This is a genomic window from Prochlorococcus sp. MIT 0801 (genome assembly GCF_000757865.1).
GTDB lineage: Bacteria > Cyanobacteriota > Cyanobacteriia > PCC-6307 > Cyanobiaceae > Prochlorococcus_B.
On the sequence record NZ_CP007754.1, the window covers coordinates 1360633 to 1385677 of the forward strand.

The 25045-nt window shown below is 32.3% G+C and carries 34 protein-coding genes and 1 tRNA gene; 18 read left to right on the plus strand and 17 right to left on the minus strand.

Going from position 1 to position 25045, the window contains the following annotated elements; all coding sequences use genetic code 11:
• Positions 1-64: 64 nt before the first annotated feature.
• The 4 genes from EW15_RS07355 to EW15_RS07370 all read right to left on the minus strand — a co-directional run bounded on the left by EW15_RS07355 (position 65) and on the right by EW15_RS07370 (position 3342).
• Positions 65-1006 carry a UDP-glucuronic acid decarboxylase family protein gene (locus tag EW15_RS07355; RefSeq protein WP_038653726.1) on the minus strand — a complete coding sequence of 314 codons (942 nt, stop codon included), beginning with the start codon at positions 1004-1006 and terminating at the stop codon, positions 65-67.
• A gap of 411 nt (positions 1007-1417) precedes the next feature.
• Positions 1418-2059, minus strand: coding sequence for a hypothetical protein (locus tag EW15_RS07360; protein WP_038653729.1), 642 nt, complete (start codon positions 2057-2059; stop codon positions 1418-1420).
• A 96-nt stretch (positions 2060-2155) separates the two neighbouring features.
• Positions 2156-2242: transfer RNA gene (locus EW15_RS07365), tRNA-Ser, on the minus strand.
• 74 nt (positions 2243-2316) lie between these two features.
• Positions 2317-3342 (minus strand): extracellular solute-binding protein, encoded by a 1026-nt coding sequence (locus EW15_RS07370; RefSeq protein ID WP_038653731.1) that lies wholly within the window; start codon positions 3340-3342, stop codon positions 2317-2319.
• 148 nt (positions 3343-3490) lie between these two features.
• Here EW15_RS07370 and EW15_RS07375 point away from each other — a divergent pair, with 148 nt between their 5' ends.
• Together EW15_RS07375 and EW15_RS07380 are read left to right on the plus strand one after the other, a co-directional pair.
• Entirely contained in the window at positions 3491-4156 is a 666-nt protein-coding gene (locus EW15_RS07375; protein ID WP_038653733.1) for a Fe2+-dependent dioxygenase, read from the plus strand.
• Positions 4157-4242: 86 nt separating this feature from the next.
• Positions 4243-4488, plus strand: a complete 246-nt coding sequence (locus tag EW15_RS07380) for a hypothetical protein (protein WP_038653735.1) — start codon at positions 4243-4245, stop codon at positions 4486-4488.
• Between the two features lie 72 nt (positions 4489-4560).
• Here EW15_RS07380 and EW15_RS07385 read toward each other — a convergent pair whose 3' ends face one another.
• The 3 genes from EW15_RS07385 to EW15_RS07395 all read right to left on the minus strand — a co-directional run bounded on the left by EW15_RS07385 (position 4561) and on the right by EW15_RS07395 (position 8552).
• Positions 4561-5898, minus strand: a complete 1338-nt coding sequence (locus EW15_RS07385; RefSeq protein ID WP_038653737.1) for an iron uptake porin — start codon at positions 5896-5898, stop codon at positions 4561-4563.
• A 151-nt stretch (positions 5899-6049) separates the two neighbouring features.
• The gene (glyQ, locus tag EW15_RS07390; protein ID WP_038653740.1) at positions 6050-6922 is read right to left on the minus strand and encodes a glycine--tRNA ligase subunit alpha; all 873 of its coding nucleotides are present in this window, start codon (positions 6920-6922) and stop codon (positions 6050-6052) included.
• 241 nt (positions 6923-7163) lie between these two features.
• Positions 7164-8552: a S1C family serine protease gene (locus tag EW15_RS07395; RefSeq protein ID WP_038655387.1), complete on the minus strand. Its 1389-nt coding sequence runs from the start codon at positions 8550-8552 to the stop codon at positions 7164-7166.
• A 1030-nt stretch (positions 8553-9582) separates the two neighbouring features.
• Between EW15_RS07395 and EW15_RS07400 the strand changes: the two genes are divergently transcribed.
• The 6 genes from EW15_RS07400 (at position 9583) to EW15_RS07420 (ending at position 11954) form a co-directional block, all read left to right on the plus strand.
• Positions 9583-9987, plus strand: coding sequence for a hypothetical protein (locus EW15_RS07400; protein ID WP_225866548.1), 405 nt, complete (start codon positions 9583-9585; stop codon positions 9985-9987).
• A gap of 40 nt (positions 9988-10027) precedes the next feature.
• The gene (locus EW15_RS11345) at positions 10028-10201 is read left to right on the plus strand and encodes a hypothetical protein (protein WP_197049670.1); all 174 of its coding nucleotides are present in this window, start codon (positions 10028-10030) and stop codon (positions 10199-10201) included.
• Between the two features lie 195 nt (positions 10202-10396).
• Entirely contained in the window at positions 10397-10684 is a 288-nt protein-coding gene (locus tag EW15_RS07405; RefSeq protein ID WP_225866549.1) for a hypothetical protein, read from the plus strand.
• A 170-nt stretch (positions 10685-10854) separates the two neighbouring features.
• On the plus strand, positions 10855-11028 hold the full coding sequence (locus tag EW15_RS11500) for a hypothetical protein (RefSeq protein ID WP_225866550.1): 174 nt from the start codon (positions 10855-10857) through the stop codon (positions 11026-11028).
• A 106-nt stretch (positions 11029-11134) separates the two neighbouring features.
• Positions 11135-11329, plus strand: coding sequence for a hypothetical protein (locus tag EW15_RS07415; protein WP_038653751.1), 195 nt, complete (start codon positions 11135-11137; stop codon positions 11327-11329).
• A 430-nt stretch (positions 11330-11759) separates the two neighbouring features.
• Positions 11760-11954 carry a hypothetical protein gene (locus EW15_RS07420; protein ID WP_038653754.1) on the plus strand — a complete coding sequence of 65 codons (195 nt, stop codon included), beginning with the start codon at positions 11760-11762 and terminating at the stop codon, positions 11952-11954.
• Positions 11955-12043: 89 nt separating this feature from the next.
• Here EW15_RS07420 and EW15_RS11695 read toward each other — a convergent pair whose 3' ends face one another.
• Complete coding sequence (locus tag EW15_RS11695; RefSeq protein ID WP_038653757.1) at positions 12044-12259, minus strand: DUF6737 family protein; 216 nt, start codon at positions 12257-12259, stop codon at positions 12044-12046.
• 44 nt (positions 12260-12303) lie between these two features.
• Complete coding sequence (locus EW15_RS07430) at positions 12304-12810, minus strand: hypothetical protein (RefSeq protein WP_038653760.1); 507 nt, start codon at positions 12808-12810, stop codon at positions 12304-12306.
• 115 nt (positions 12811-12925) lie between these two features.
• Between EW15_RS07430 and EW15_RS07435 the strand changes: the two genes are divergently transcribed.
• Both EW15_RS07435 and EW15_RS07440 read left to right on the plus strand, forming a co-directional pair.
• Positions 12926-13351, plus strand: coding sequence for a nuclear transport factor 2 family protein (locus tag EW15_RS07435; RefSeq protein ID WP_038655390.1), 426 nt, complete (start codon positions 12926-12928; stop codon positions 13349-13351).
• 276 nt (positions 13352-13627) lie between these two features.
• Positions 13628-13984, plus strand: coding sequence for a hypothetical protein (locus EW15_RS07440; RefSeq protein ID WP_038653763.1), 357 nt, complete (start codon positions 13628-13630; stop codon positions 13982-13984).
• Positions 13985-14034: 50 nt separating this feature from the next.
• On the opposite strand, the gene EW15_RS07445 is transcribed toward EW15_RS07440, so the two are convergent.
• Positions 14035-14223 (minus strand): hypothetical protein, encoded by a 189-nt coding sequence (locus tag EW15_RS07445; protein ID WP_052041204.1) that lies wholly within the window; start codon positions 14221-14223, stop codon positions 14035-14037.
• Between the two features lie 183 nt (positions 14224-14406).
• On the opposite strand from EW15_RS07445, the gene EW15_RS07450 reads away from it, so the two are divergent.
• Entirely contained in the window at positions 14407-14607 is a 201-nt protein-coding gene (locus EW15_RS07450) for a hypothetical protein (protein WP_038653770.1), read from the plus strand.
• Positions 14608-14704: 97 nt separating this feature from the next.
• Positions 14705-14980, plus strand: coding sequence for a hypothetical protein (locus EW15_RS07455; RefSeq protein WP_038653773.1), 276 nt, complete (start codon positions 14705-14707; stop codon positions 14978-14980).
• Positions 14981-15029: 49 nt separating this feature from the next.
• Here EW15_RS07455 and EW15_RS07460 read toward each other — a convergent pair whose 3' ends face one another.
• Positions 15030-15485, minus strand: coding sequence for a peroxiredoxin (locus tag EW15_RS07460; protein ID WP_011294875.1), 456 nt, complete (start codon positions 15483-15485; stop codon positions 15030-15032).
• Between the two features lie 198 nt (positions 15486-15683).
• On the opposite strand from EW15_RS07460, the gene EW15_RS07465 reads away from it, so the two are divergent.
• Positions 15684-18023, plus strand: a complete 2340-nt coding sequence (locus EW15_RS07465) for a methyltransferase domain-containing protein (RefSeq protein WP_038653776.1) — start codon at positions 15684-15686, stop codon at positions 18021-18023.
• Here the strand turns inward: EW15_RS07465 and EW15_RS11350 are convergent.
• Together EW15_RS11350 and EW15_RS07470 are read right to left on the minus strand one after the other, a co-directional pair.
• A complete protein-coding gene (locus EW15_RS11350) occupies positions 18012-18179 on the minus strand; it encodes a hypothetical protein (RefSeq protein WP_011295170.1) in 168 nt (55 codons plus the stop codon). The genes EW15_RS07465 and EW15_RS11350 overlap by 12 nt on opposite strands.
• Positions 18180-18277: 98 nt before the next feature.
• Positions 18278-18544: a hypothetical protein gene (locus EW15_RS07470; protein WP_038653779.1), complete on the minus strand. Its 267-nt coding sequence runs from the start codon at positions 18542-18544 to the stop codon at positions 18278-18280.
• An 86-nt stretch (positions 18545-18630) separates the two neighbouring features.
• Here EW15_RS07470 and EW15_RS07475 point away from each other — a divergent pair, with 86 nt between their 5' ends.
• Positions 18631-18909, plus strand: a complete 279-nt coding sequence (locus EW15_RS07475) for a SemiSWEET family sugar transporter (protein WP_038653782.1) — start codon at positions 18631-18633, stop codon at positions 18907-18909.
• 76 nt (positions 18910-18985) lie between these two features.
• A complete protein-coding gene (locus EW15_RS11355) occupies positions 18986-19147 on the plus strand; it encodes a hypothetical protein (protein ID WP_011294990.1) in 162 nt (53 codons plus the stop codon).
• 56 nt (positions 19148-19203) lie between these two features.
• Here EW15_RS11355 and EW15_RS07480 read toward each other — a convergent pair whose 3' ends face one another.
• Both EW15_RS07480 and psbF read right to left on the minus strand, forming a co-directional pair.
• Entirely contained in the window at positions 19204-19632 is a 429-nt protein-coding gene (locus EW15_RS07480; protein ID WP_038653785.1) for a hypothetical protein, read from the minus strand.
• Between the two features lie 165 nt (positions 19633-19797).
• Positions 19798-20091: a cytochrome b559 subunit beta, long form gene (psbF, locus tag EW15_RS07485; protein ID WP_038653792.1), complete on the minus strand. Its 294-nt coding sequence runs from the start codon at positions 20089-20091 to the stop codon at positions 19798-19800.
• A gap of 190 nt (positions 20092-20281) precedes the next feature.
• Here psbF and EW15_RS07490 point away from each other — a divergent pair, with 190 nt between their 5' ends.
• The 3 genes from EW15_RS07490 to EW15_RS07500 all read left to right on the plus strand — a co-directional run bounded on the left by EW15_RS07490 (position 20282) and on the right by EW15_RS07500 (position 22079).
• Positions 20282-20728: a hypothetical protein gene (locus tag EW15_RS07490; RefSeq protein ID WP_011824211.1), complete on the plus strand. Its 447-nt coding sequence runs from the start codon at positions 20282-20284 to the stop codon at positions 20726-20728.
• A 416-nt stretch (positions 20729-21144) separates the two neighbouring features.
• Positions 21145-21660, plus strand: coding sequence for a flavodoxin FldA (gene fldA / locus EW15_RS07495; RefSeq protein ID WP_011294882.1), 516 nt, complete (start codon positions 21145-21147; stop codon positions 21658-21660).
• Between the two features lie 140 nt (positions 21661-21800).
• Positions 21801-22079, plus strand: a complete 279-nt coding sequence (locus EW15_RS07500; protein ID WP_052041205.1) for a hypothetical protein — start codon at positions 21801-21803, stop codon at positions 22077-22079.
• 16 nt (positions 22080-22095) lie between these two features.
• On the opposite strand, the gene EW15_RS07505 is transcribed toward EW15_RS07500, so the two are convergent.
• Together EW15_RS07505 and EW15_RS07510 are read right to left on the minus strand one after the other, a co-directional pair.
• The gene (locus EW15_RS07505) at positions 22096-23934 is read right to left on the minus strand and encodes a glycosyltransferase family 39 protein (protein WP_038653798.1); all 1839 of its coding nucleotides are present in this window, start codon (positions 23932-23934) and stop codon (positions 22096-22098) included.
• Positions 23935-25044, minus strand: coding sequence for a glycosyltransferase family 4 protein (locus EW15_RS07510; RefSeq protein ID WP_038653801.1), 1110 nt, complete (start codon positions 25042-25044; stop codon positions 23935-23937).
• Position 25045: the final 1 nt, after the last annotated feature.

The window sequence follows — 25045 nt, forward strand, 5'->3', positions numbered from 1 at the left end:
AATCATCATATAAATAAAATAATAAACGCAAAGCTAAGAACATATTACTACATAAAATAAAAATTTAATTGAGAATTTCGTTAAAATAATCTCTTGTAATTTCTAATCCTTTTTTAAAAGGGATTTTTGGTTCCCAATTCAACTCAGTCTTAGCAAGGTCTATTAAAGGTTTTCTTCTTTTTGGATCATCTTCCAGTTGATCTAAAAACTTTAACCTAATATTTTTTTTCGATTTGTCTTTAATCATTTTTGCTATTTCAATAATAGATAATTCTTCAGGATTACCTAAGTTCAAAGGTCCAGAATTGGATGAGTTCATAAATAGAATCAAAGCCTCTATCAAATCATCAACAAAGCAAAAACTTCTGGTTTGTGTTCCATCTCCATATATTGTTAAGTCCTCTCCAAGAATTGATTGAACAAGAAAATTACTAATTAATCTACCATCATCTAATAACATTCTTGGTCCATAAGTATTAAATATTCTAGCTATTCTTATCTCTGTATTATTCATTCTCATGTAGTCATAGCATAATGATTCAGCTAAACGTTTTCCTTCATCATAACAACTACGAATCCCTATGGGGTTAACATTACCTCTATAGTATTCCGGTTGAGGATGTATATCAGGATCTCCATAAACTTCACTAGTACTTGCAAGCAATATTTTCGCCCCTACTCTTCTTGCTAATCCAAGCATGTTATAAGTTCCAAGAAAACAAGTTTTAGATGTTTTAACAGGGTTAAATTGATAATGAATCGGCGATGCAGGGCAGGCTAAGTGCCATATCTTATCAACCTCAAGCATTATTGGCTCAGTAACATCATGACGAATCAATTCAAAGGAGTGATGACCAATCCAATGAGCAATATTTGTTCTTCTACCAGTAAAAAAATTATCCAAGCATATAACTTCCTCTCCTGATTTCATTAAACGATCAACCAAATGAGATCCTAAGAAACCTGCTCCTCCAGTTACTAAATTTCGGCAAGGAGAAGATCGCATATGATTTAAAGCTTAAAAAGATTGTCTTATACTATGAGAGATGATTATATCTTTATGAATTAAAAATAGTTGAATCTTTATAATTTTTATTATAAAGATTCAACTATTTTTAAAAAATCATTTTTTTTTATTGATTTAATTTATTCGCTATAAAGAATTTCTATATTATCTTGGGATTAAATTTACCGCTCATCAATCTATTAATTGCTTACATAAACTACTAGATAAATGTTCAGAATTCAAAATGAAGATGTATCTAATAAAATAGATATTATCACTCTTATTTTTCTCTATAAGATTTGAGTTGCAATAAAATAAAAGAGTGAATCATTCAGACAAACAAAAAAGAATTGAATGTTGATTTTTTAGTGATCCTTATTGGTAAAAAAAATAAATCCAACTTTTTGATAATCAATAATATTTCTCTGCTCTTCTAATAGCTTTAATAGAACCTTTATAATCTCCTATTTTATACTTTGACTCGCTAATAAGCTCTAATTTTTCTATCACCTCCTCTTTTCTTTTCTGACTAATTACTTTTTTATAATCTGATATTAAATCATATTTACTTTTTCGTATATCTGAACCTTTAATCAGAGCATTATATTTAGGTTCTAGATCCGTTTTTTTAAATGTACCTAACAAAATATTTTTATAATCTATTTTAGTGTTACCTAATTCATTGGATTTATCAATTTCCAATAATCTAATTTTTTTAGCTTTTCTTTTATCATCTATTGCTCCTTGATAATCTCCAGTTTTATATCTAGAGTTACTTCTACCACTAAATGAAATATCTTTAGACCTTTCTTTAATAATATCTATTTTAGATTCAAAAAAAATTGACTTTGAGAAGTCATCAATAGCAGATACATTTTCTCCTAACTTATCATTCAAGAAACCACAATTTAAATATGCTAAAGCAATATCATCTGGATTTTCAAGACTATCAATATTCTTTTTTATAGAGTTAATAGCCCCATCATAATCATCTAAATCAATCAAATTAATTGCTTCATAATAAAAAGATGAAGGCTCTTGTAATTTTTTCAAATGATTTACACCTCTTCTTTATTTTAAGCACATTCAATACAGTCAGTTTAAAAGTCTTCAAGAAAATATGTAGGAAAAATTCACTTTCTGAGAACACGGAGAGGGTGGGATTCGAACCCACGGATAGTTTTAGCTATCAAACGATTTCGAGTCGTTCGCTTTCGACCACTCAGCCACCTCTCCCTAGAAGTCAGTTTAAGGCAATCTTCTAGTTCCATTGAAGAATAAGCAGAATTAAAAATCTAATTCATAGATATTTAATCCCAACCTTCATTTCTCATAAGCTGTATTGCTTTTTTATTATTTGCTCCTAATTGATCAATGGTCACACTGTCAGGAGTAAATCCTCCAAATTGAGCAACCTCATTGGTTTTATTAAAACCAACTAAAGGGTGTTCAAATGTTGGGCCAGCTAACCCACTACTCCCAGCAGGAGAAGCAAGATACTCCAGGAGTTGAATTGCTTCTTCTTTATTTTCAGCATATTTAGCAATTCCACCTGCACTGACATTTACATGAGCAGGACTAGGAGTAAGAACCTTTACTTTTTTAGCCAACCTTTGATCTTTTCGACCATTTACACCTGCAAGCATTCTTGAAACATAGTAGTGATTAACAATACCTACGCCACATTTACCCTGAGCAACAGCTCTTATAACACCAATATCACCAGGAAAAAAAGGCTGAGAGATATTTGAAATCATCCCTTTTAACCACTCTTTAGTTTGGGCTTCTCCTTTATTGACAATTTGATTAGCGACTAAAGATTGATTGTATGGACTGCTCCTTTTTCTCACACAGACAAGACCTTCTAAAGAAGGATTAGCAAGATCTGAATAATCTTTGATTGAATTTATATCAACTTTCTTCGGATTAGCAACCATTACTCTCACCCTTCTTGTTAAGGCATACCATCTTGCTTGAGGATCTCGATATTCCACTGGAACATTTTTATCTAAGTTAGAAGACCTATAAGACTGAAGAAGACCACTTTTAGCAGCATTGCTAATTCGAGCCGCATCAACAAGAAGAATCACATCGGCTTTAGAATTTGATCCTTCCCTTTTCAATCTTTCAACTAGAGAAATTCCTGTAGCCTCGATTAATCGGATTTTTATCCCAGTCTCCTCTGCAAATTGCTTATATATCTGCTTATCGGTGTTGTAATGTCTGCCAGAATAAATTCTTACTTCTCTCTCAGAGGCTTTTACATGATTAAAACTTGAAGAGACTAAAAGAGTACCTGCTATTACTGAAGTAAAAAGACGCTTAATTAAATTCATTAACCTATCTAGGGAAGGGATTAATAACTTTGCATAGACTAGGCAAGAAGATACTGCTAAAAATAGATTCGCAACTTTGATACGTATTGAAGTATAAATTGATATCTTATTTATAGTTTATGATAGAAATTAAATCTAAATATCAAAGATGGAATATTTAACTCATTCTCTAATAGATAAATCAGAAGCTCTTCAAATAGTCAATAAGCTAAAAGCAGAGAAATCATCCTGGCAAGATGGTAAAAAGACTGCAGGAAGTCATGCTGCAGAAATAAAATCTAATTTTCAATTAGATAAAAATTCAAAATTATCAATAAATCTTAGAGATATAATTGTTAATAAAATAATTTCGAATCCTCTTCTAAAAAGTTTTACATTACCTAGTCTTATTCATGGAGTCATGTTTACTCAATCCCTAGCTGGACATCGCTATGGGTCACATATTGACAACCCTTACATGCCCTCGGGAAGAAGTGATCTATCTTTTACATTATTTTTAAACAACCCAGAGGATTATCAAGGTGGTGAATTATGTATACAGACGATCAATAAAACTGAAAAGGTCAAATTATCCGCTGGAGAAATGATAATTTATCCCAGCACTCAACTACATTCTGTTGCTGAAGTTAAAGATGGAGAACGTTTTGTTTGCGTAGGTTGGATTCAAAGCTATGTACAAAATAATGAAGATAGAAACTTCTTATTCGGACTAGATGCAGGAGCCAAAGGTTTACTAGCTAAACATGGAAGATCGGACGAATTAGATTTAATTTTCCAGTCATACAGCAATATCCTCAGGAGACTAGGAGATTAAACTAATCACTTTATACATGAAAAAGCAAAAAAAGAACTTTCATTAATAGACTTTAGGTATCAAAATACAAAAAAATTTAATTACATATGCCTAAAAAATCTCCTGTAGGAATATTCCTAGCTGCAGCTGCTGCTTTATCAACCAACGCAATTATTCCTGATCATTCAATCGCTGGAGATAATCATGGTGATATGGGCGGTTTAAAAGAATGGACTACAGATCAAGAAGCAGACGAGGATGGAAAACTTGACGAGGCTGCTCAAAAAGCTGCTGATAAAGCTAAAAAAGCTGACGTTTGCATTCCTATTGGGGAAGGCGAAAACTGCTGGTAAGATTTTTTTTCAAATTGAACAAAAAAAAACGCCCCTAAAGGGGCGTTTTTTAATGGTGTAATTCTTGAGAATTTAGAATCTAAATTCTGTAAGAAGTACTGCACCATTTATGTCCTTGCCTTCTGCTTCAACATCTGTTGAGCCGAAAATAGCAGGAGTTACGCTTACGCCGTCGTTAACTCTGAACTCGTAATAAGCTTCCCAAACTGTATTGTCCTCAGATGGATCAGATGTACCACCTTTAATACTAGATGCAGCCTGTCTTGAACCAATTGCAACACCGGCTCTGTTGCCATCAACAAAGAGATCTTTCCAATTAAAACCTACCATCCAACCATCTGTATCTTCAGCTTGTCCAACAGCAGCGTTATCAATAGTAGCTGACTCATAACCAATTTGAACTTCAGGAATAGCTCCTGTTGTATCTGGCTTCCAGTAAGCTCTTAGACCATATGCTGTCACGTCAGCATTAACGTCTGCTGCTGCTGTGTGATAGTAACCATCATAAGTATCAGCTCCTTCTTTAAATGAAGTTGCAAGAGAAACTTGCCACTGAGGTGAGCCATACTCAATTTTGGTCAACCAGAAACTTCTGGTGTTTTCGCCAAACATACCTTTATCACCTGATGAAGTAGCTCCATCTTTTGCGGTGTAGTTAGCACTTACAGCCCATCTAGCTGCAGAAGGATCATCAACTTCCTGTGTCCATGCAACACCAAATCCTGGGCTTGTGCTTGAACCATAAGAAGAGCCATTAGGACCATTAGCAAATTGCTTAGTAATTGGCTTATAGATTGAAGCAGCACTAGCTAGCATGTAGTAGTTTTCAATTCTTGGTCCAACCCAAACTTGAAGAGAATCTCCAACAGGGAATTGGTACCAAAGCTTATCTACCTTTAATGTGCCGCCATTTTTATTAGCAGCTGATAAATAAGTACCTTGTCTTGAATCACCAAAATGGTCACTTACGTTACCAGTTTTGATACGGGTATAAAGGTTATCTTCACCAGTGAAACTTGTATTCAGATTTAACTGATACATGTATTCCATTGTGATACTGTCTGTATCAGTCTCATTGTCATCATCAACGTAACCGGTGATGAAAGCAGCCTTTCCGCTCATCTTTGTAGATGAAGAGAATTGACCAGCCATTACTTCGCCGAGTTGAGCTTCAACGCCATCGACACGAGCTTGAATAACTTCTTGCTTAACACTGCCTTCTGGAGTCGCCTTATCCAAAGCGTCCTCAAGTTGGCTTAATCGAGATTTAAGTTCATCAACTTGTAATTGGATGACTTCAATATTAGGGGCTGAGTCTTTTGAGATACCACTAACATCGGCATTAGCCGCTAATGGAGCCATAAGTCCTAAAGCAGCAGGAGCCACCAGCAAACGCTGAAAAAGCTTCATTGTGTCCTCACACAAATATTTCCAGCCAATAATAATGTATTCAATAAGACATTAAAGGGGCTAATCATTCTTAAGTATCTTTTGATACTTCGCTTTATATTATTCGAACTATTTGTTAGCGAATTAATCTAAAATTATTACTTAGAGTTAATTAATTTTCGGCACAAAGAGGGAAGCCAAGGTGCTCTCTTTCCTCTAGCCAAGCTTCAGCAACCTTACGAGCTAAAGATCGAATTCTTGCAATAATTTTAGTTCTCTCAGTAACAGAAATAACCCCTCTTGCTTCTAATAAGTTAAATGTATGACTGCATTTTAAAACGTAATCAAGACAAGGTGCAGGTAATTTTTTAGCGATTAATTGATGAGCCTCTTCCTCATAAATTTCAAAAAGTTTCCTTAAATTTTCCGAGTTAGATTCTTCAAAATTATACTTACATTGACCTTTCTCAAAAGGAAGCCAGATATCACCATATTTAGTCTTTTTATTCCAGGAAAGGTCCCAAATACTTTCAACATTTTGTAGATACATTGCCAATCTCTCCAAACCATAAGTGATCTCAATTGAAACAGGCTTGCAATCAAGACCTCCACATTGTTGAAAATAAGTAAATTGGGTAACTTCCATCCCATCAAGCCAAACTTCCCAACCCACTCCCCATGCGCCTAAGGTTGGAGATTCCCAATTATCTTCAACGAATCTGATATCATGGTTTTCAGGTGAAATCCCCAAGCTTTTGAGAGAAGATAAATAAATTTCTTGTATACCGTCTAAAGAAGGCTTGATAAGAACTTGATATTGAAAATAATGCTGTGCTCTATTTGGATTGTCTCCATACCTACCATCAGTCGGTCGCCGACAAGGTTCTGGGTAAGCTACAGCCCAAGGTTCAGGACCTATCGCTCTTAAAAAAGAATGAGGGCTCATCGTCCCTGCGCCCTTCTCTAAATCATATGGCTGAAGCAGCAAACAACCTTTCTCACTCCAGAAATTATTGAGGGTAGAAATTATGTCCTGAAAGTACACTATTCAGTCCTCCCAATGTTTTCATAGCTCAGATTTAGGAGAACAATAGGAGAACAGGGATTCAAAACGAACTCAGGAGAACAGATGAGTGATGTGTCAGAAGAACGAGGAGAGAACATAATCATCAATTTGGATTTGTTCTCCTATTTCTTTCACTCAACTAATCCTATCTATTTGTGTAATGAATGACACGCAAATATCAATGAACAATCAAACAGATCACGACACTTGCAAACTAGAATCAAAGAAAACCTTGATTATTTCCACAGTCATTAGGAAAATTAATTTCTCCTGGTTTATCTACATCTAACTCATTGAGAATATCGACAATAGAAACTGCAAAGTTTAAGTTCTGAGCATTTCCACCTCCAGGAATATTAAAGGTATTCACTCCAATTACTTCACCTTTTAAATTCACAAGTGGACCTCCACTATTTCCTGGACTGATGGAAGCATCAGTTTGGATTAGGGTCACATAATTAGGAGCGATGTCTTCAAGCAACTCTCCGCTTGGATAACGAATTGCACTCACTATCCCTCTTGTAACTGTTCCAGCAAGACCTAGAGGTGAACCTAGTGCAACAACACTCTGACCATGGTTTGGATATTTGGCATAACAAATTGGTAGAGGTTTTGTATTACTTGAATTTTGAGTTTTGACTAATGCAAAATCTAATTTCTTATCTACATATACGACTTTTCCTTGTACCTTTGTACCATCATTAGCAATCACCTGAAACTGTTTATCGCCGCTAGAGACCACATGTCTATTCGTCAGAATAAGTCCTTGGTTATCAATAAAGAAACCACTTCCAGAGCCCTCATCACTTCTAAGTTTAACAACAGAAGGTAAAGTATTTTTAGCTATTATTTCGACATCTAAATTAACTTTAGATACTAATTGAGGATTTATATTTATATTTATATTTAATTTATCCCAAGTCTGTATAACTTTTCCGAATAGGCTTTTCAAAGATTGTAGTGTCTCTTCGCCAATAGGAACAGTTTCATAGCCAGCATTAGTTTTCATTCTTAGACTTAAAGTAGTTGAATCTCCTGCATTTTTAACCTTATTAATAAATCCCTGAGGTAAAACAAATTCTCCATTATTACCATAAATTCTATAACTCTTTGACCCTAAATATAGCTCTATAAAGTTTGGGAAGTCATAAACACTTAAGGGCTCATATGAACATACCCAAAACCCACAACCACCTGAAGTATAGAAATAACCTTTAAGGTAATCTGTAGTCCATTTAGTAAAAAAAGCTTTGGTATATCCTGTACTGAAATCTGATTTCTTATCTCTATCATATATTGCATATTCATAAGAGCCATCAAGCTGAGAAATATTCTTAACTATCCTAGACCAAGGAAGTTTAACTTTCTTGGCCTTCCAATCGATATCTTTCTCTAATTCAATTACTTTTAAGCCTGTTTTTTCATCTATTTTTTCTCTACTTTTATATTCATTTTCGCCTTTACAATATTCTTTATCTCTATGGACTATAGAGGAACAATTAACTTTAAATTTCTTTGTTTCTTCAGACTTAATTTCTTGAAAATTAAATAATGAAAACAAAGATAAAAGTATTATTTGTAAAATTATTCTTACTTTAAAGCTTCCCATGATTTGCAAAGAAATCAACATACTAGAGGGTAACTAGCTAAAATATAAAATCTAGAAAATGAAACAAATACTCCTTAATAAAATTAATTCCATTGGCCAGAAGATACATAAATGAACATCGAGAAACTTTGTTTTTCAACAGAGTTCTTCTATCAATGGAACGAATGAGGTTGCGACCTCACAGCGCTAGGGAACCTCTTAGACTCTAACGAACAAGAAAAGAACATGAGCCAAGAATAGTTGCTATGACTGCGTTATAAGCTTCTGCGCTGAAAGTACATTAGTGTTGATATAACTGGAGTTAGAGGTAATCAGCTTAACTTGGCAGGGCTTACAACAAAGAAGTAACTCCAGTACCCCTCGTCTTAAATTAGCTCAACCGAGAAAATCAGTTAGATTCTAAATCAACTATCTAGCATTTAAAGCTGAGTATTTAGACGAGGAAAAACCCAAAAAAAATAAGTATATACACTCATTAGGCAAGGAAAGGAAAAATACACTTACTAAACTAGAGACACAGAAGAAGGAGCAATTAGAGTATTTATCGAAATTATGATTAAAACAATAGATAATATTTGAAGTATTAATATATATTAAGGGGGTAGACCATGATAACTATTAGTTGAGAGACATAAAACCCTATTTTCTACAAAAAAATATTTTTATACCTTGCGTTCGCTATAATTTATACTAAGTCAAACGCCTTCGAGCATAACAAGACATTATAGAGTCAAGAGCGAAAAAGATAGTACACCAGTATCCATTGTTCCGATTCGTCACAAGACGTATATTAAATCCGTATTTAGCTAAACCTATGGAACTATCGCCTACGGAGGTGGTTGACTTAGCAAATATTCCGCTCAACAGCGAAGTCACAAAGGGACTTGTACCTGCACAGGTGGAGTACGTCAAAGAATCTGTCGTCGAAATCAACGAAGAGCTGAGCTGCGTTGGGCAATCGCTAAGAGCCGTGGCGGCCAACCTCTCCGACATAAAGAGCAACATCAAGCCTGGCAATTGGAGAGCCTTCTTGAAATCCGGAGCGATTAACTGCTCAGAAAGGTTTGCAATTGACCTTGTAAGTGCATACACGAACTGGCTAGGTGGTTCCGATATAGACGACAACATGCTTGCATCGCTAACACCTAGATCGCTAGCGTTAATGGGAAGCAAAGGAGTGACCGATAAGGAGCGACAAAAGGTATTCGAAGCCGTAGGGAACGGCGAAAGAATGACAGAAGCGGCCGTAAGAAGCTTAGTAAAAGGAAGCAAGAAAAAAGCTAGTAAATCATCCCAGAAAAGTGAAAGCGAAAAGATCAAATCACTAAAAGAAAAGATCGAGACTTACAAAAAAGTCATCAACAACCTTCAAGATGAAAACAAGAAATTAAGTAAATTACTATCAAATAGAGAGAAAATTGAGTCACTTGTCTAGTGATTGCCACCAAAAGCATTTCCTACTACTATTATTAAAAATGAAAAGCATCAAATTCAGTACTAGAATCTATAAACAAATAAAATCAAAAAATCAAGAAATCAACAACTTAGAGGAAGGAATAACGAAGGTACTTCAAGAAAAATACAAGCCTAAAGTTCTTTGCAACATAGAGACTTTGAGCGAAAAGAAAGTTCAAAGGGGGGTAGCTTAAGATTATGAATAAGAATTTAAAATCAAGAAATGGATTCATCCATTTATACAACCCCCATGAAGAAGGATTAGGATCTTACGATGTACACTATATAAACGCCTATAAAAAAAATGAAAGTTTAAAAAATAATCTAAACAAAAGAAATAAGGAGAGGTATGCAGCATGATTCCATTTATCAGAAGCCTTTCGGAGCTAATGGCGATTACAGAGTCAAGAGACAGCCAAAAGCATCTCTCTCAATACGATGAAAGCTATACATCTACAATAGATAGTGGACAAAGAAAAAGATATATAAAGTCACTAAGCAAGCAAGAAGTCAGCCTGCCTGATTTACCTAAAACAATAAGGCATAAATGGATGCAAAATAAAGCATCTATATCAAGATTCATTGATGATTTAGATTACAACAATCAAATACAATCTTCCTTTGATCTGACCTTAATAGAAAGACAAAACAAGAGAACTCAACAGGATGTCGCCTAATTATGAAAAAAACTAAAATAAATCAGGTGCTAGAGTATTTATCTCCGACATTGATTCTCTCATATTTTTTTGTACATAAAATTTTTCTAGTTCTAATTAGCATTACATTGTCAATATATTTAATAAATATTACTATGATTAATAATCTCAAAAGATCTCTAACTAAAAATTTGGATACAATAAAAGAACCTAAGGAGTTAAATAAAAGCGATAAGGAAATAAATTCCAATATTGTTAGTATCAAATCAAGTAAAGATGATACCAAACTTACATTAGTTGAAGAAATAGAAGAATTCGGATTTATACCATCAATAGATAAGGAAAATAATACTAATGCAGCATAATATATTTTTAATATATAAATATCTATACTAAATAATTGATTGCAAACCCTTTTTCTATTTACAAACAAATTTGTTAAAGGTAAGCTGGGATACATGCAAAAAGTAAATGCAAGAAGATCCAAATAGCATAGAAGATTTATTAGTTAAAGGTTTATCTCATATTTTAAAAAGAACAGTAGAGGTAAGCCCAAGGGATCAATTAGCAATTGCCCAAGAGTATAAAGAATGGATAAATTGCATATCTGCTAGTGATTTCTCAAAGCAAGAGATTCTAGTAATAGATAAGTTTACATTTAGCTAGAAATTTTAGTTTAGCTAAAAAATCTATAAAGAAATATATTTTTGATTAATAAATCAAGTATAATAGATTAAAACTTAAAATATCTAAGAATTTAAAAAAAGTTTTCTCTATATTTATAAATTTAGCTGAAAAAATAGTAAAAATTTATATTTATTATTTATTTTTTGTTACTATTTTTTAAAGTTAAAATAATCTTTTTTTTATAATTGAATCAAATAGCCAAGTTCACATTAAGCAATAAAGGAAAGAAAATTGACATTATTCAGTACTAATGTACTATAAAGAAACGTTCCTATCGTATCGAAGAATCTCGATTTTCTTTCAGCCACTCTTACAAAATCATTTAATTTACTAAGCATGAGTAATGAAACAGCTAACAGAGGTAGGGAAATCTTCGCGTATTTAATCAACCAATCAACTGGAGTATCTAATGGAATCTTCAAGCACTTCAAGCTGGGTATCGACAAAGAGCCTAAAGCTTTCAAGCGGACTAGAAATTGGAAGAGAAGCGCTCATAACAAGCTCCACAAGAGAGTTAGTTGAATTTTACTGGACAAATCGAAAGCGATTTTCTGGAGGTTACTTAGGCTTCCCTTCAAAAATAAATAGAGACCAGGAGAAATAAAAACTGAACTTAAAATTTCCTTTTTTTGATCTAAGTAAATAATTTATTATTAAGGCTATTACAAAAAACAAATTAATAAATAACGATTGTCATTTATCATTATTTACTTGATACGAATTCGGAGCAAGGATTAAAAATACTATCCACCAAACAAGAATAAAAAAACCTAAAACAGAAGTGATTATAATGTTATTTAAAAGTTTAAAACTGAAAATTAGAACTAAAACTCCAAAGCTAATAATTGACCAAGGTTGACACCAATAAGGCTTTGAATCCCAAAAACTTTTTTTTGCATTTGTATCCATTAAAGAAATATGAGAAATGATTAAAGCTATCCAATACTAACGGCTTACGAAGGCTTATCTTCCTCAATAGGCTTATCTTCCTCAATAGGCTTATCTTCCTCAATAGGCTTATCTTCCTCAGGCTTATCTTCCTCAACAGGCTTATCTTCCTCAACAGGCTTATCTTCCTCAACAGGCTTATCTTCCTCAACAGGCTTATCTTCCTCAACAGGCTTATCTTCCTCAACAGGCTTATCTTCCTCAACAGGCTTATCTTCCTCAATAGGCTTATCTTCCTCAATAGGCTTATCTTCCTCAACAGGCTTATCTTCCTCTATCGGTTTAATTTCAACTATGTTGTCAATTGACGAAAACGAAGAAGACTCGCTGCTTGTAAAAATCTGAGAAACCTCCTTAACCGAATCAGACTCGGAGTCCTTAAGTAAAAATTTCAAAACATATCCAAGAGAGACAAACAAAGCTATTGGGAGGACAAGTCCTAAAAGCAATTTATAGAGGATTATTCCTATACCAAGGACACCAATAGAAATAAGAATGTTCTTCTTGTTCATATGAGCTAATTGAATAGATTCTAAATCTAAGCTATTTCTGAGTTATCTTCATCACACTCCTTTAACGCGATGTCTATTTAAATAATCTAAATTGCAAGCATTGACATTATATCCAATGCTCATCAAAGAGAAAGAATTAAAAAAATTCTTCAATTTATCTTATGGAGAGAAAGCACCATCTAGGGAAGAATGGGAATCCTTATACAATCAACAAGTTAAATTCATAGATCCAACCCAAGAAAAAAATGGAATTGATGCATATATCAAAGCCCAAGATGGATTAATCAAAAGATGTGATGATATTTATCTAGAATCACACTCAATTGCCATCAATAAGAATATTGCTTTTGTTGAATGGACAATGGGGTTAAAAATAAAAGGTCTCGAATTTTTATACGATGGGACAACAAGATTGATATTTGATGAAGAAGGTAAGGTTAAAGAACATAGGGATTATTTTGATTTTTGTTCTGGAACATTTGGAAATATTCCAGTCATAGGGACATTTTTTAGATGGTTATATTCAAGATTTGTGGATTAAAATAATTTTTATTTTTAAAAATCATAGAGAAATTTCCAATCATTTCTCTTTCTTTGATTATCTTTCATAAGAGTTTGCTTTATTCCCTAACAAGAATCTAAGCATTTTCATTTTTTGCTTTCGTTTGAGAAACTATAAAAAAACTAGTAAATTTACCTAATCGCAATCAAAGCAAAAATAATATTTAGTCATTTTCTAAATTTTGTTTGGTTATTTAGTTGATTACGTAATTAATTTTTTTATTAGCTATAACACAAGTGTTGCTGGAAGAATCAAATGGGAACATTAGTTGAGTTAATCAAGGAAACCTACGACCATAAAGCATGCTTAGAAATTGCCAGTAGTGGCTGCTCTGAGGGGGCCTGCACAAGGCATAACTATCAAGCTGACACTCTCTTGCTCTATATGAGTTACTCAGATGAGATCATCAAATACACTTCAGAAAGACTCGGATACAATTTTCTATCTAATCTTGCAAGAGATTTTGGTTCACCACTAAATGATAATAAAGATCAAGATAATTTCTCATGGCAAGAAGTAGTTTCGGCTTGTCCAAATAAGGACGACTATAAACATGCCCTTGTATGGAAATTTATAGAATTAGTTGCCAAAGAGAAAAGTTTAGATCACTAATAATTCAGCATGGAGATTAATAGGTAATAAATTCTCTATTAGTTGAGGATTTAACCTACAAGTAATTTAGTTTTCAAAAAAAGATCAATTACAGTTCTCATCCAAAGAGGTTGAAAAATAAAATAAATTAGAACGAAGAAGAATATTGCACCTATTATTCCATAAAATTGAACCTCTATTTCTTCCCAAATCTCTTCAATCCAAATAAATAAAGATTTATTTCTACTGTCTCTTTCCATTGAAAAATAGATTAGAAACGTAGTATATCCGAACAATAAAAAGTTTCAAAATAATATTTATTAAATCCCTGTGATTTCTCCATATTTATATTCAATAGATAAATTGAATATAAAATTATTGACCAAAAGACTCGGCAGAATGGATTTTTAATTAAATTAACTTATTAATATAAAAAAGAAAAATTGAAGAATAGCCCTTCTATTGAAGAAATTGTTTCAGTAACTCTTAGCTGTACCCTAATTAGGATGACTGAAATAAATAAAATAGATAGATCAGTTCTTTATCAAGAATTCAAAGAATGGATTTTAAATTCTGGAGAGAATGAAGAGAGCCAGGAAATCCTATGCCTGAGGTACTTAAAAAATGATAGAAAGAATAATTAGTTTAACTTATAATTATTATTTGGTTCTCTTGCAAAAAAAGAGTATTAAAATCCTCATTCATGCTTTAATAGCGCTAAAATAAAAAAAATCTAAAGAAATGTTTAGTTCAATATTTTCATTGTTTTTCTCCACTCTACTTTGGGTTCAAGTACCTCAATGGAGCGATAATTGGTCAAAATGCGCCGTAGACGTCCCCGACACGGCATGTCATTGGTACATTGTCTCACCAGACAATACTTTTGGGAAAGGCTTCGATTGGGCAACAGCTCCTTGGTTTGATGCAAACGGATTAAATGACGTTGCAAAAATTTCTTCTGAGACTGTAGTAGAAAAACTACAAGCAAAAGAAGTTAGTAGTAAATTAATATCTTGATTATTTTTTAGATAATTACTAAGAAAAAAATAATCAACAGTTTTAAAAGTTAATTTCTTATCTCGCCTAATACTCTAAGTGCCTCATTAACATGAGCAGGACCATTTAAAAGATCATTGAAAATATGCCTAATAACACCTTTTGAATCAATAATGTAAGTTACTCGACCATCAAGTAAACCAAGAACTTTAGGAACGCCAAACGCTCTTCTCAAAGAATTTTCTGTGTCACACAATAATGGAAATGGTAGCTTATTTTTGTCTGCAAAAGATCTATGACTTGCTTCATCATCACCACTTACCCCCCAAACTTCAGCCCCAAATAGTTTAAAAAGATCGTATTTATCTCTAAAACCACAATTTTCAGCTGTACAACCAGGCGTATCGTCTTTGGGATAAAAAAATAAAACTAGTGGCCTTCCTTTTGCTTGTTTATTCGTCCTAGAAACTCCTAGTTGATCAGAGAGTGAGAAATCAGGTATTTGATCACCTAACTTTAAAGGCATTTGCATCCTAAAATATATAAAAAACATTATATAAAAAATTAGGGCTTATTGGAGGGAATAAGAATTAATAAAAGTGTATTAACTCCATAATCTATAAATAAATTACTATTAACTACAGTTTGGAAACTATAGATTTATTAAGCTAAAATAATTAGTTTATTAACTTTTTGTATAATCATATTAATTAAATAAAAATCATTGAGTGGTTTCGGGGAAAAGAAAAAAGAGAATAAAGGCTCTTCTAAAAAACTCCAAAAGCTTTCAGAAAAGGATCTGAAAGCAAAATCAATCAATAATCATATTAAAGGGAATTTAGATGAAGCTGAGAAAGGGTATATAGCTTTTTTAAGAAATGGTTATTCTGATGCAGATATAATTTCAAATTATGCTCTCATATGTGAAGAAAAAGGAGAAAATGAGAAAGCAATAAGATTATACGAAAAATGTGCTAAAAGTTTTCCAAATCATATTTACTCAAAATTAAATTTATCTTTTTTATATTATAAATTAAATCATTTAGAAATAGCAGAAATAATAATTGAAGAAGCAATTCAATTAAAGCCAAGCCTGCCCAATGGGCATTGTATTAGAGGATTGATTTTAAAAGGTTTAGATAAATATGATGAATCAAGATTATCACTTGAGAAAGCAATCGAACTAGATAAGAATTACTTTGATGCTTATATCAATCTAGGATTATTGAACAAAGATTCTAATAAATATAATGAAGCCGAAGAATATTATTTGAAGGCATTAGAAATTAATAATAAATCTGCTATCGCTCATTTGAATCTAGGCGCATGCTACAAAGAGAAACAAGATCTAGATAAAGCAATTTTTCATACAAAGATGGCAATAGAGATAGATAATAAATTAGAAAACTGTTATTTAAATCTAGCTACAATATATAACCAAATTGGAGATTATAAAAAATCACTATCACTTACAAAAAAAGAACTTTTATTGCATAAGCATAGTGAGTTAAGTTATCAACTTATAAGTGAATTAATCAAAAAAGGAGAAGCATTAAACACATCGGAGAAAGATAATAGAGAATTACTAAAAAATTTATTAAATAGAAAAGATATATCTCATCGAGAACTATTTGGGAATATAAACAGCCTTATCTCCAAAGAAATATTAGAAGAATTATCTATTTTAGAATCGAAGATGTATGAAAACAATAAATTTAATATTTTAATTAAGGATAAGGAATTAGTAAAAGCACTTTCTTTACTAATATTTTGCTCTCCATTATGGGAAAAGGTTTTAGGAAATATACGCAAGAATATTCTTTTAAACTATTCAGACAAAGATAAAATAAGTAATAGTGTTTTCAACTTTATAATAGGGCTTGGATCACAATGTTTCTTAAATGAGTATGTCTATTACATATCTAAAGAAGAAAAGGATAAACTAAAAGAACTTAAAAAGATAATCAATAATAATAAAAATCAAGACTATGAATTAGCAATAATCTCTTGCTACCAATCTCTATCTTCAATAAATGATCAAATAATTAATTTAAATACTTATAAACCAAATAAAAAAGAATTAAATAATCTTCTTAATTTACAATTTAAAGAGTTAAATGCTGAAAAAAAGATTTCAAAAGGAATTAAAAAGATAGGAAATATAAAAGATTCAACATCTAAAGAAGTGAAAAACCAGTATGAATTAAACCCATATCCTAGATGGAGATACAATTCATACGCTAAAGAAAACAAACAGAACTTTTTATCAGTTATTAATTCTGAAATTTTACCAAATACAATTAAACCTAATTCATTTCAATTAACAAATAAAAAAATAAATATTCTTATAGCCGGTTGTGGAACGGGTATTCAAATAATTGAAGCATCTCGGTATAGTAATTGTGAAATAACAGCAATCGATCTAAGCAATTCGAGTATCTCATATGCAAAGAGAAAGGTCGATGAATATGGATTAAAAAATATCAATTTTATAGAAATGGATTTACTTGAATTGAAATCGCTAAATAAAAAATTTGATTTAATAGAATGTTCAGGTGTTCTTCACCATATGAATGAGCCTAGTAAGGGATTATCAAATCTATTTGACGTATTAGAACCAGAAGGCTTTTTAAAGTTAGGTTTGTACAGCAAGTATGCAAGAGAAGAAATCCTAAAAGCAAGAAAACTAATCAAAGAAAAAGATATTAAACCAAACATTGATGGAATAAGAAACTTCCGAAATGATCTTCTGAATGGAGAAATTAAAGAGGTAAATGAGATAAGTAATTGGTCAGATTTCTACTCAACTTCAATGTGTAGAGATCTTTGCTTTCATACCCACGAAAACTGTTACACGCTAATCGAAATTAAAAACATGTTAAAAGTATCTAATCTGGAATTCCTAGGTTTTACTCTTTCAAAAGAAATTAGAGATAAATATCAGATAGATAATAAAGATAAAGACTCTTTAAAAAATTTAGAATTATGGGATAAATTTGAAAAATTAAATCCTAATTCTTTTAGAGAAATGTATCAATTCTGGTCTAGGAAATCAACTAAATAGTTGCTCTTCCAATCCTGGAATAAACATTTTACATAGGGTAAAAATAAATAATATTGCTAGAACATTACCAAGCATTGCTATTGCAAAGCGAATTCTTAGATCCTTAGCAAAGGGTAGTAGGTTTTCCCAAAGTTGCAATAATGGTCCGCCAGCCATTGGATATTAATGTTTAATTACTAATAGCTTACAGTGGGACTACCTTATTGGCTACATGAAAACACAGATTTAAAGCAAAAAGATTCTATTAATATCTTCTATTTTAATTTGCTTCTCATAACAAATAGGAGTATCAAACCTATCAATATTAGGGCTAAAGGGTAAAGAAATAAAAATAATATATCTATTAGTGTTTCTGGTCTATTCACTATAAATAAACCTACTATAAAAATTATTATTGGCAAAACTATAAGTGATTTTATTAATAGGCCTTCATTCCATTTTTTAATCTCATTATCTTCATCTAATAAAATTTCCAATTTATCCTTTAAAAGCTCATCATTAAATTCAGACTGATCACTCATAAGATTTTGATATTATTAATGCAAGATAGAACTATATAATAATTTACTATATAGTTTTTATCAATAACTATTTTTATAAAAAAAGAATGAGTCACTTTAATTATATAGATTTATTTGGTTTTTCAGCTGCTCTGCTAACTACTATCGCCTTCTTACCCCAGCTATATAAGACATGGGAAACAAAATCAGCTGATGATGTTTCATTAGTTATGTTGATTTTATTTATAACAGGCCTTATTTGTTGGATTATTTACGGTTTAAAAATCCATTCAATTCCTATTCTAGTCGCTAATATTGTTACCTTTATTTTTAATTTTATGATCTTAATTTTAAAGCTTAGTTATAATAAAAAAAATAATAAGTAGTTTCTTTTATATATATTAAATTATTTTTTTTCACCTTCCATACAGTGTATAGTTAATTAAGAATTAAACTAATTAAATGTCAGGAGAGGAACTTCAACTTATTGGCAGATCTTTAGCTCTGCATCCACCCGTAATGATAATCACACTTGGTCTATTTATGTACATTAGAGGAAAAGCTATTGCAAGTAGCAACCCCACTAAAAAAGTTACTCCATTTTTTCCTTTTAGAAACGTCTAAAAATATATCTAACTTTCAACAGCTATAAAACCTAAAGAATATTCTTGAATTAACTTTTAACCAAATGGATTGGTACCTTTTATTGGGCCAACGAAAAGGAACTCAATAACAGCTCCTGTTATTGCAACAGGAAAAACCCAAATAGACATAAATCTAATTCCCATAAATTTCATTCCACCTTTACCGGCAAAAGCATCTTTAGTCATTGTATAAACAGTCTCAGTATCGCTAACCTTGTAAGAATCATTAATACCAGATTCATAAGGCTTCAAGAAATCCATTCTACTAAATAAATTTCTAAATTTATTTACCGCAATAATTGGCCAAACCCATAAGAAAAAGATTCGAGACCCTAATCTATTAGCATCAGATTGTGGATTTCCCAGGTCTTTATCACTATTTTTCTTTGGGAATGAATCTTCGATAATTGAAGCTATTTGCTCTTGGTCAGTTGGAAAATCAACTACAGTATTTTCAGAATCCATCAAAAACTTAAAATTTGGAATAATTATAAGATGAATTGATTATTTTTGTATTAAAGCAATAATTTAATATTTATTGGTAACAATGACCATTAAAAAAAGACCCAATATTAATTAGGTCTTTTTTACAGTTAATTTTTAAAAAGAAATTTTGATAACTATTATTTTTTATGCGTTTATCACTCCGCGGCGGATAAATTGCATTGCAAAAATTGCACCTAGGAAGAATACAGACGGTATACCTAATGCATTCACTGCCAAAGTTCTAACGGTAAATACAGGATATCCATCTCCGGGTCTTCCTTTATCTGCAACAATTGCAGTATCTTCCCAAACTTGCTGGTTTTGAATAGTAGGACCGTTATCCCATACAAATACTCCCCATCTTCTCAACCAATAATCAGTAAAGGCAACTGAAAAAATGACTGGTGTTAATACCAAGAGTAATTTGAGGTTGATCATCCATCTATATATTTATCCAATAAATCTTGGCATATCAGAGCCAAAAAGGCTGATTGATTGATTGACCTTATGAATTCTGTAACAAATTGGTCCGATTTTAGAAGCTTTGATAACTCTCTAAGTTGACTCGCTTTACTTCTGATATGGTGGAATCATTGCCCTAACAGGCGTAAATTAATTGGTTTAATTTATGGAATTCGGTTTTAAAGAAATTCTTTTTGGGTTAGCTGGTGTAAGCATGATTGCTTGGGCTGGAGTAATAGGCCTCTGGCATACTTATATGTTCCCAAGATTCTTCAGAGAAGATACAAGTCGAATCAATAGCGCTTCTTCAGCAACTTCAGTCATCTCAGAAGCTCAATCAGCCCCTGAGAACAATAGTCCCAACAAGCCTTGGTTCCTTGATGACGAAGGTGGCACACTTACACCTAAGACAGCAATGGGAGCAATAGGTCTTAGCGATAGAGGAAAATACAGCAAGAAATCTTTTGTAGTTGCTGATTTCAATCCTGTTGAAGCTGGTTATGGAGTTAATAGGCTTTACACTTCAGTTTTAATTGGCTTGGCTATCAGTACCTTTGTAATAATTTCCTTTGGACTTCAAAGTGGATTCGGAATGATGGGACCAAACTTATAAACCATCTGAATAAAAAAAAGACAGCAATAGTCAGCAAAATTTAATTTTTCTAAGTACATAAGAGCCTTAAATACAACCAATACAAATGTTTTCAGATAAAGATCTTTAATAACGCCCTTTTTGAATAATTTTCAAATCTTTTCTTTAAAGTTAATTAAAAATCGATAGGAATTTATCTTTTGTTCTAATACTTTTGAAGGTTTATCCTTTAAAAGCCTTTTGAGCACTAGATTTAAGAATCGTAATAGAGATTAAGAACAATCTGAGAAATTAATTTTCTAGAGAGAAAAGCAATAAATATTGACTTATTTGTGTATCAAAAATCAATATTGAATAGACAAGAAAATTTAAAAAAAACCAAATTCACTCTAAATGTGCAAAGCTGCTTTAAAATATCCTTGATTTTAAATTGCTCCATGACTGTAGGAATCTACTTCGCTACAACAACAGGTAAAACCGAAGATATAGCTGAACGGCTGCACGGATTACTTGACTCTGCTGAAGGTCCAAAGGATATTTCAGACGTCGATGACCTTAGTGAATTAGCTGGACATGATGGGGTTATTTGTGGCATCCCCACATGGAACACAGGTGCTGACTCTGAGAGATCAGGAACTGCTTGGGACTCAATCCTTGAAGACATTGGGGAGCTAGATCTCAGTGGTAAGAAAGTTGCAATTTTTGGTTTAGGAGATTCTTCTACTTACACCGAAAACTATTGCGATGCAATGGAAGAGCTTCATAGATACTTCCAGCAAGCAGGTGCTTCAATGGTTGGATACACTGCAAAAACTGACTATACTTTTGACGAGTCAAAAAGTGTAGTTGGAGAAGAATTCTGTGGGTTACCTCTTGACGAAGACAGTGAATCAGACATGACTGACGAAAGGCTTTCAGGATGGGCTGAAAAACTAAAAGGCGAAATGTTTTAAGCCTTAGACATAAACTGCTAGATCTTCCTAGGTAATTGCTTAGGAAGATTTTTTTGTTCATTTTTTATTAGATTAAAAATTCAGAAAAGTTAAATTAAAAATATCCCTAAAAAAGTCATTTTCTGAAGCTATTTAAGAAAATGCCCCAAAGAGCCCGACAATATCTTAATGTTTTCTTTATGAACTCAAATAATTGCTCAGGCCAAAACATTTCTATAAACGTAAATCTCTCTTTAAAAAATGAGACTTTGCGAATGTTGGTAGAGATGGCAAATGATATGGGAGCAAGTCTTGAGGATGTAATAAGCTCGATAACTGAAGACTCGGTAATTGATTTAGAGAGGCTTCAGGATGATCTAGACATTGTTATTATCCCTGAAAGATGTAGCAAACAAGATTTAATAAATTCGATTCAATAGGTATTTGACGTTTTTTTTAAAATCTCTCTGGTCTAGGATTTTTCCAAGTAGATCTAACACCATCTGTTTTCAACAAGTTAGCTCGTCTTTCAATAATTTCTCTATCAAGTCTCCAAACGCTATAAACACCAAACTTACCTAAGACTTCTGGATTAAGTCCTTGCCAATAAGATTTTTCCACTGATCTTTTATCAATAAGTAAAAGTGTAGTTTCTGAGCCATTGAATCCATATATTGGCCTTCCTTTCCAGCCTCTTCTCTTCTCGTTTTTAAGTCGATCTGAAACATTTACAAAAGCATTTTTAGATCTACCTTCAAAAACAATTACTTGATTAGTATAAAAATGAATTGAGGGCTTCATAGCTCCTACCATTACTAAAGGCTCGTTTCTATTTTGGGAATTTAAAAGTAATTCTGAAGCTTGTCTTAAGGGGAGTTGTCTTAATCTATCTGCCAAATCAAAAGTTGGTAACACAATCAGGAAATGAGATAAAGCTATAGGGATTTGCAAAATTAATAGTTTTCCATATATTTTTCTAGAGGAAAATATGATTCCTAGAACAGCAAGTAAAAGAAAAATAAAACCAGACTTTTCAATTAAAAAGCTATTGGTTAATTCTTCTGAGAAGTTTGGAATCTCAGGATCATTAAGAAGCTGAATCCATAGCTTTGAAGAGAAGAGAAATATGGAAAAGAGTATTGATAAAAATATTGTAAATTTCCAAGCCAAAGATTTTAAAAATTCCTCTTTAACATTATTGGTTAAGGAAAGTGATATTAAAACTGATGCTGCCGGTGTAGCAGGAAGCCAATAGCTCGGTAGCTTGGTAGCTGAAATAGTAAAGAAAACAAATACAGCTATTAACCAAAAAAATGAAAACTCAAATAATGACTTTTCTGGTTTTTTAATAACTCTTCTAGACCATTTAGATACATTGTAAAAATTCTTCCAAATACTTATTAATAAAAATGGAGTAAGTGGTAAAGAAGCAATACATAAAACTATTAAAAAAAACCACCAAGGCTCCCCATGAGAATTTACTACTGATGTGAATCTTTGAAGATTATGATACCCAAAAAAACTATTTAAGAAGGGTTTTCCCTCTATTAATAATTCAATTAAATACCAAGGAGAACTAATAATAAAAACAAGAAAAAGTCCTGGAATTACTTTCAATATTTTTAAAATTCCGAGCAAATTATTTTGAAATAAGGAAAAAAATAAAATTGTTAATGCTGATAAAACCAAAGCGACAGGACCTTTAGTTAAAACTGCAAATGACAAAAAAATCCAAGACAACCACCAAGCTTCTCCTTCTGGATTAGCGAATCTTCTCCATTTAAGAATTAAGCAAATTCCTAAAGTGCTGCAAAGGAGTGCATCACTTACAGCAATTCTTCCCCAAATTATTACCAAAGGCGACAACGCAAATACCAGCGCAGTAATAACTGCGGTTCTTCTATTGAAATTATTTTCTTCTTGGGGATATTTCATCATTGTGTCCCCTAAAACAAGCATTAAAAAAATTGTTGATAATGCAGAAGGAAGCCTTGCAGCCCATGTCCCTAAAGGGTCCCAAGAAATATTCCCTGGGATTGAAAATCCCAGTCCCATCAACCAATAAACCAAAGGAGGCTTGTCAAATCGAGGTAATCCATTTACTTGAGGAGTAAACCAATTACCCGTTTCAGCCATGGCTCGACTGGCTGCAGCAAACAAAGGTGGTGTCTCATCAACTAAACCTGTTGTCCCTAATTGCCAAACAAAAATTATTAATCCAATAAATAAAATACAAAGAAGACCACGTCTTCTTTGTATTGAAGTTGGGTAAAAAGGTTTAGTTAAGCTTTTCAATTAATCTTTAAAGTCTGCTGAGATTTTCTTATTTAAGCCTTTATAAAGCCAATTCTCCACTCTTTCTGCAAAGACTTTGCTAGTGGCTTTTTTTTCAAACCAAGCTCTACAATTTTTTCTTTTGATTTCTGAGATTGATTTTGTTGCTTTCATCAATCCTTCAATATCATTGGGTTTAACCAAAAAGCCATTGAATCCATCTTCGATCAATTCTCCTGGTCCTCCCAGATCATATGCAATTACAGGAACACCACAAGCCATCGCTTCAACAATAACATTGCCGTAGGCTTCATTCCATTTAGGCGTGTTTATCAACGCTCTACATCCTCCTAGTTGTTCCTGAAATTTCTTCGTTGGAAGAAATCCTTTCCATTCAATAATTTTTTTTGTGAAGGTATTTTCAATTTTTGATGCATATTCTTTATCTTCTATAAGTCCCCAAACTAATAATTTTTCACCCAAATCATTCGCAACTTTTACTGCATCTTCTAAACCTTTCTCTGGCGCGATTCTTCCAGCCCAACCTAATGGTCCATTCTCATTTTTATTGAATAAATAATCATCCGTATCAAAACCATTTCCAACGATAATTGGATCAGTTTTTAAAAAATAATCTTTAGATTGTCTTTTAGTATGAAAAGCCAGCCGAAAAGGAAATAATTCACTTATTTCACTAATAGTTTCTTTCATTACTATTGATTCAGCGCCCATACTAATTAAGTGAAATATTTTAATTGATTGTGTTTTTGTTAACCATAATGGAAGCCAATCATATGCAAAATTAATAACTGCGTCGGATTCATTTGCGATATCAATTACCTCTTCCCATAATTTTGGTAAGACACTTTTAGAAGGAATTAAAACTGGATCTTCTCTATTCTGATGCTGCCAACTAGGTTGATCAACTCCATCTATTAATCTTATTTCAAGCAACTCACTTTCGAAAGGTAATTTTGAACCTTTTGGTGCAATTAAAATAATTTTATGACCCAATGAAATTAATCCTTTTATAAGAGAAACAATAGTAAGTTCAACTCCTCCACCTTTGCCACTGCCCAGATAACCTATAGGTGTACTTACAAGAATAAGTTTTAATTGCTTTTTTATCACT

What these genes read in the sequence shown, in the direction of transcription:
- EW15_RS07420 (WP_038653754.1), top strand. Translation starts at nt 11,760, where the DNA reads ATGGAATCTTCAAGCACTTCAAGCTGGGTATCGACAAAGAGCCTAAAG.
- EW15_RS11355 (WP_011294990.1), top strand. Translation starts at nt 18,986, where the DNA reads ATGTCAGGAGAGGAACTTCAACTTATTGGCAGATCTTTAGCTCTGCAT.
- EW15_RS07405 (WP_225866549.1), top strand. Translation starts at nt 10,397, where the DNA reads ATGGCGATTACAGAGTCAAGAGACAGCCAAAAGCATCTCTCTCAATAC.
- psbF (WP_038653792.1), bottom strand. Translation starts at nt 20,091, where the DNA reads ATGATCAACCTCAAATTACTCTTGGTATTAACACCAGTCATTTTTTCA.
- fldA (WP_011294882.1), top strand. Translation starts at nt 21,145, where the DNA reads ATGACTGTAGGAATCTACTTCGCTACAACAACAGGTAAAACCGAAGAT.
- EW15_RS07430 (WP_038653760.1), bottom strand. Translation starts at nt 12,810, where the DNA reads ATGAACAAGAAGAACATTCTTATTTCTATTGGTGTCCTTGGTATAGGA.
- EW15_RS07435 (WP_038655390.1), top strand. Translation starts at nt 12,926, where the DNA reads ATGCTCATCAAAGAGAAAGAATTAAAAAAATTCTTCAATTTATCTTAT.
- EW15_RS07395 (WP_038655387.1), bottom strand. Translation starts at nt 8,552, where the DNA reads ATGGGAAGCTTTAAAGTAAGAATAATTTTACAAATAATACTTTTATCT.
- EW15_RS07370 (WP_038653731.1), bottom strand. Translation starts at nt 3,342, where the DNA reads ATGAATTTAATTAAGCGTCTTTTTACTTCAGTAATAGCAGGTACTCTT.
- EW15_RS07385 (WP_038653737.1), bottom strand. Translation starts at nt 5,898, where the DNA reads ATGAAGCTTTTTCAGCGTTTGCTGGTGGCTCCTGCTGCTTTAGGACTT.
- EW15_RS07375 (WP_038653733.1), top strand. Translation starts at nt 3,491, where the DNA reads ATGGAATATTTAACTCATTCTCTAATAGATAAATCAGAAGCTCTTCAA.
- EW15_RS07480 (WP_038653785.1), bottom strand. Translation starts at nt 19,632, where the DNA reads ATGGATTCTGAAAATACTGTAGTTGATTTTCCAACTGACCAAGAGCAA.
- EW15_RS07490 (WP_011824211.1), top strand. Translation starts at nt 20,282, where the DNA reads ATGGAATTCGGTTTTAAAGAAATTCTTTTTGGGTTAGCTGGTGTAAGC.
- EW15_RS07380 (WP_038653735.1), top strand. Translation starts at nt 4,243, where the DNA reads ATGCCTAAAAAATCTCCTGTAGGAATATTCCTAGCTGCAGCTGCTGCT.
- EW15_RS07460 (WP_011294875.1), bottom strand. Translation starts at nt 15,485, where the DNA reads ATGCCTTTAAAGTTAGGTGATCAAATACCTGATTTCTCACTCTCTGAT.
- EW15_RS07415 (WP_038653751.1), top strand. Translation starts at nt 11,135, where the DNA reads ATGCAAGAAGATCCAAATAGCATAGAAGATTTATTAGTTAAAGGTTTA.
- EW15_RS07440 (WP_038653763.1), top strand. Translation starts at nt 13,628, where the DNA reads ATGGGAACATTAGTTGAGTTAATCAAGGAAACCTACGACCATAAAGCA.
- EW15_RS07470 (WP_038653779.1), bottom strand. Translation starts at nt 18,544, where the DNA reads ATGAGTGATCAGTCTGAATTTAATGATGAGCTTTTAAAGGATAAATTG.
- EW15_RS11695 (WP_038653757.1), bottom strand. Translation starts at nt 12,259, where the DNA reads ATGGATACAAATGCAAAAAAAAGTTTTTGGGATTCAAAGCCTTATTGG.
- EW15_RS07455 (WP_038653773.1), top strand. Translation starts at nt 14,705, where the DNA reads ATGTTTAGTTCAATATTTTCATTGTTTTTCTCCACTCTACTTTGGGTT.
- EW15_RS11350 (WP_011295170.1), bottom strand. Translation starts at nt 18,179, where the DNA reads ATGGCTGGCGGACCATTATTGCAACTTTGGGAAAACCTACTACCCTTT.
- EW15_RS07475 (WP_038653782.1), top strand. Translation starts at nt 18,631, where the DNA reads ATGAGTCACTTTAATTATATAGATTTATTTGGTTTTTCAGCTGCTCTG.
- EW15_RS07355 (WP_038653726.1), bottom strand. Translation starts at nt 1,006, where the DNA reads ATGCGATCTTCTCCTTGCCGAAATTTAGTAACTGGAGGAGCAGGTTTC.
- EW15_RS07445 (WP_052041204.1), bottom strand. Translation starts at nt 14,223, where the DNA reads ATGGAAAGAGACAGTAGAAATAAATCTTTATTTATTTGGATTGAAGAG.
- EW15_RS07500 (WP_052041205.1), top strand. Translation starts at nt 21,801, where the DNA reads ATGCCCCAAAGAGCCCGACAATATCTTAATGTTTTCTTTATGAACTCA.
- EW15_RS11345 (WP_197049670.1), top strand. Translation starts at nt 10,028, where the DNA reads ATGAAAAGCATCAAATTCAGTACTAGAATCTATAAACAAATAAAATCA.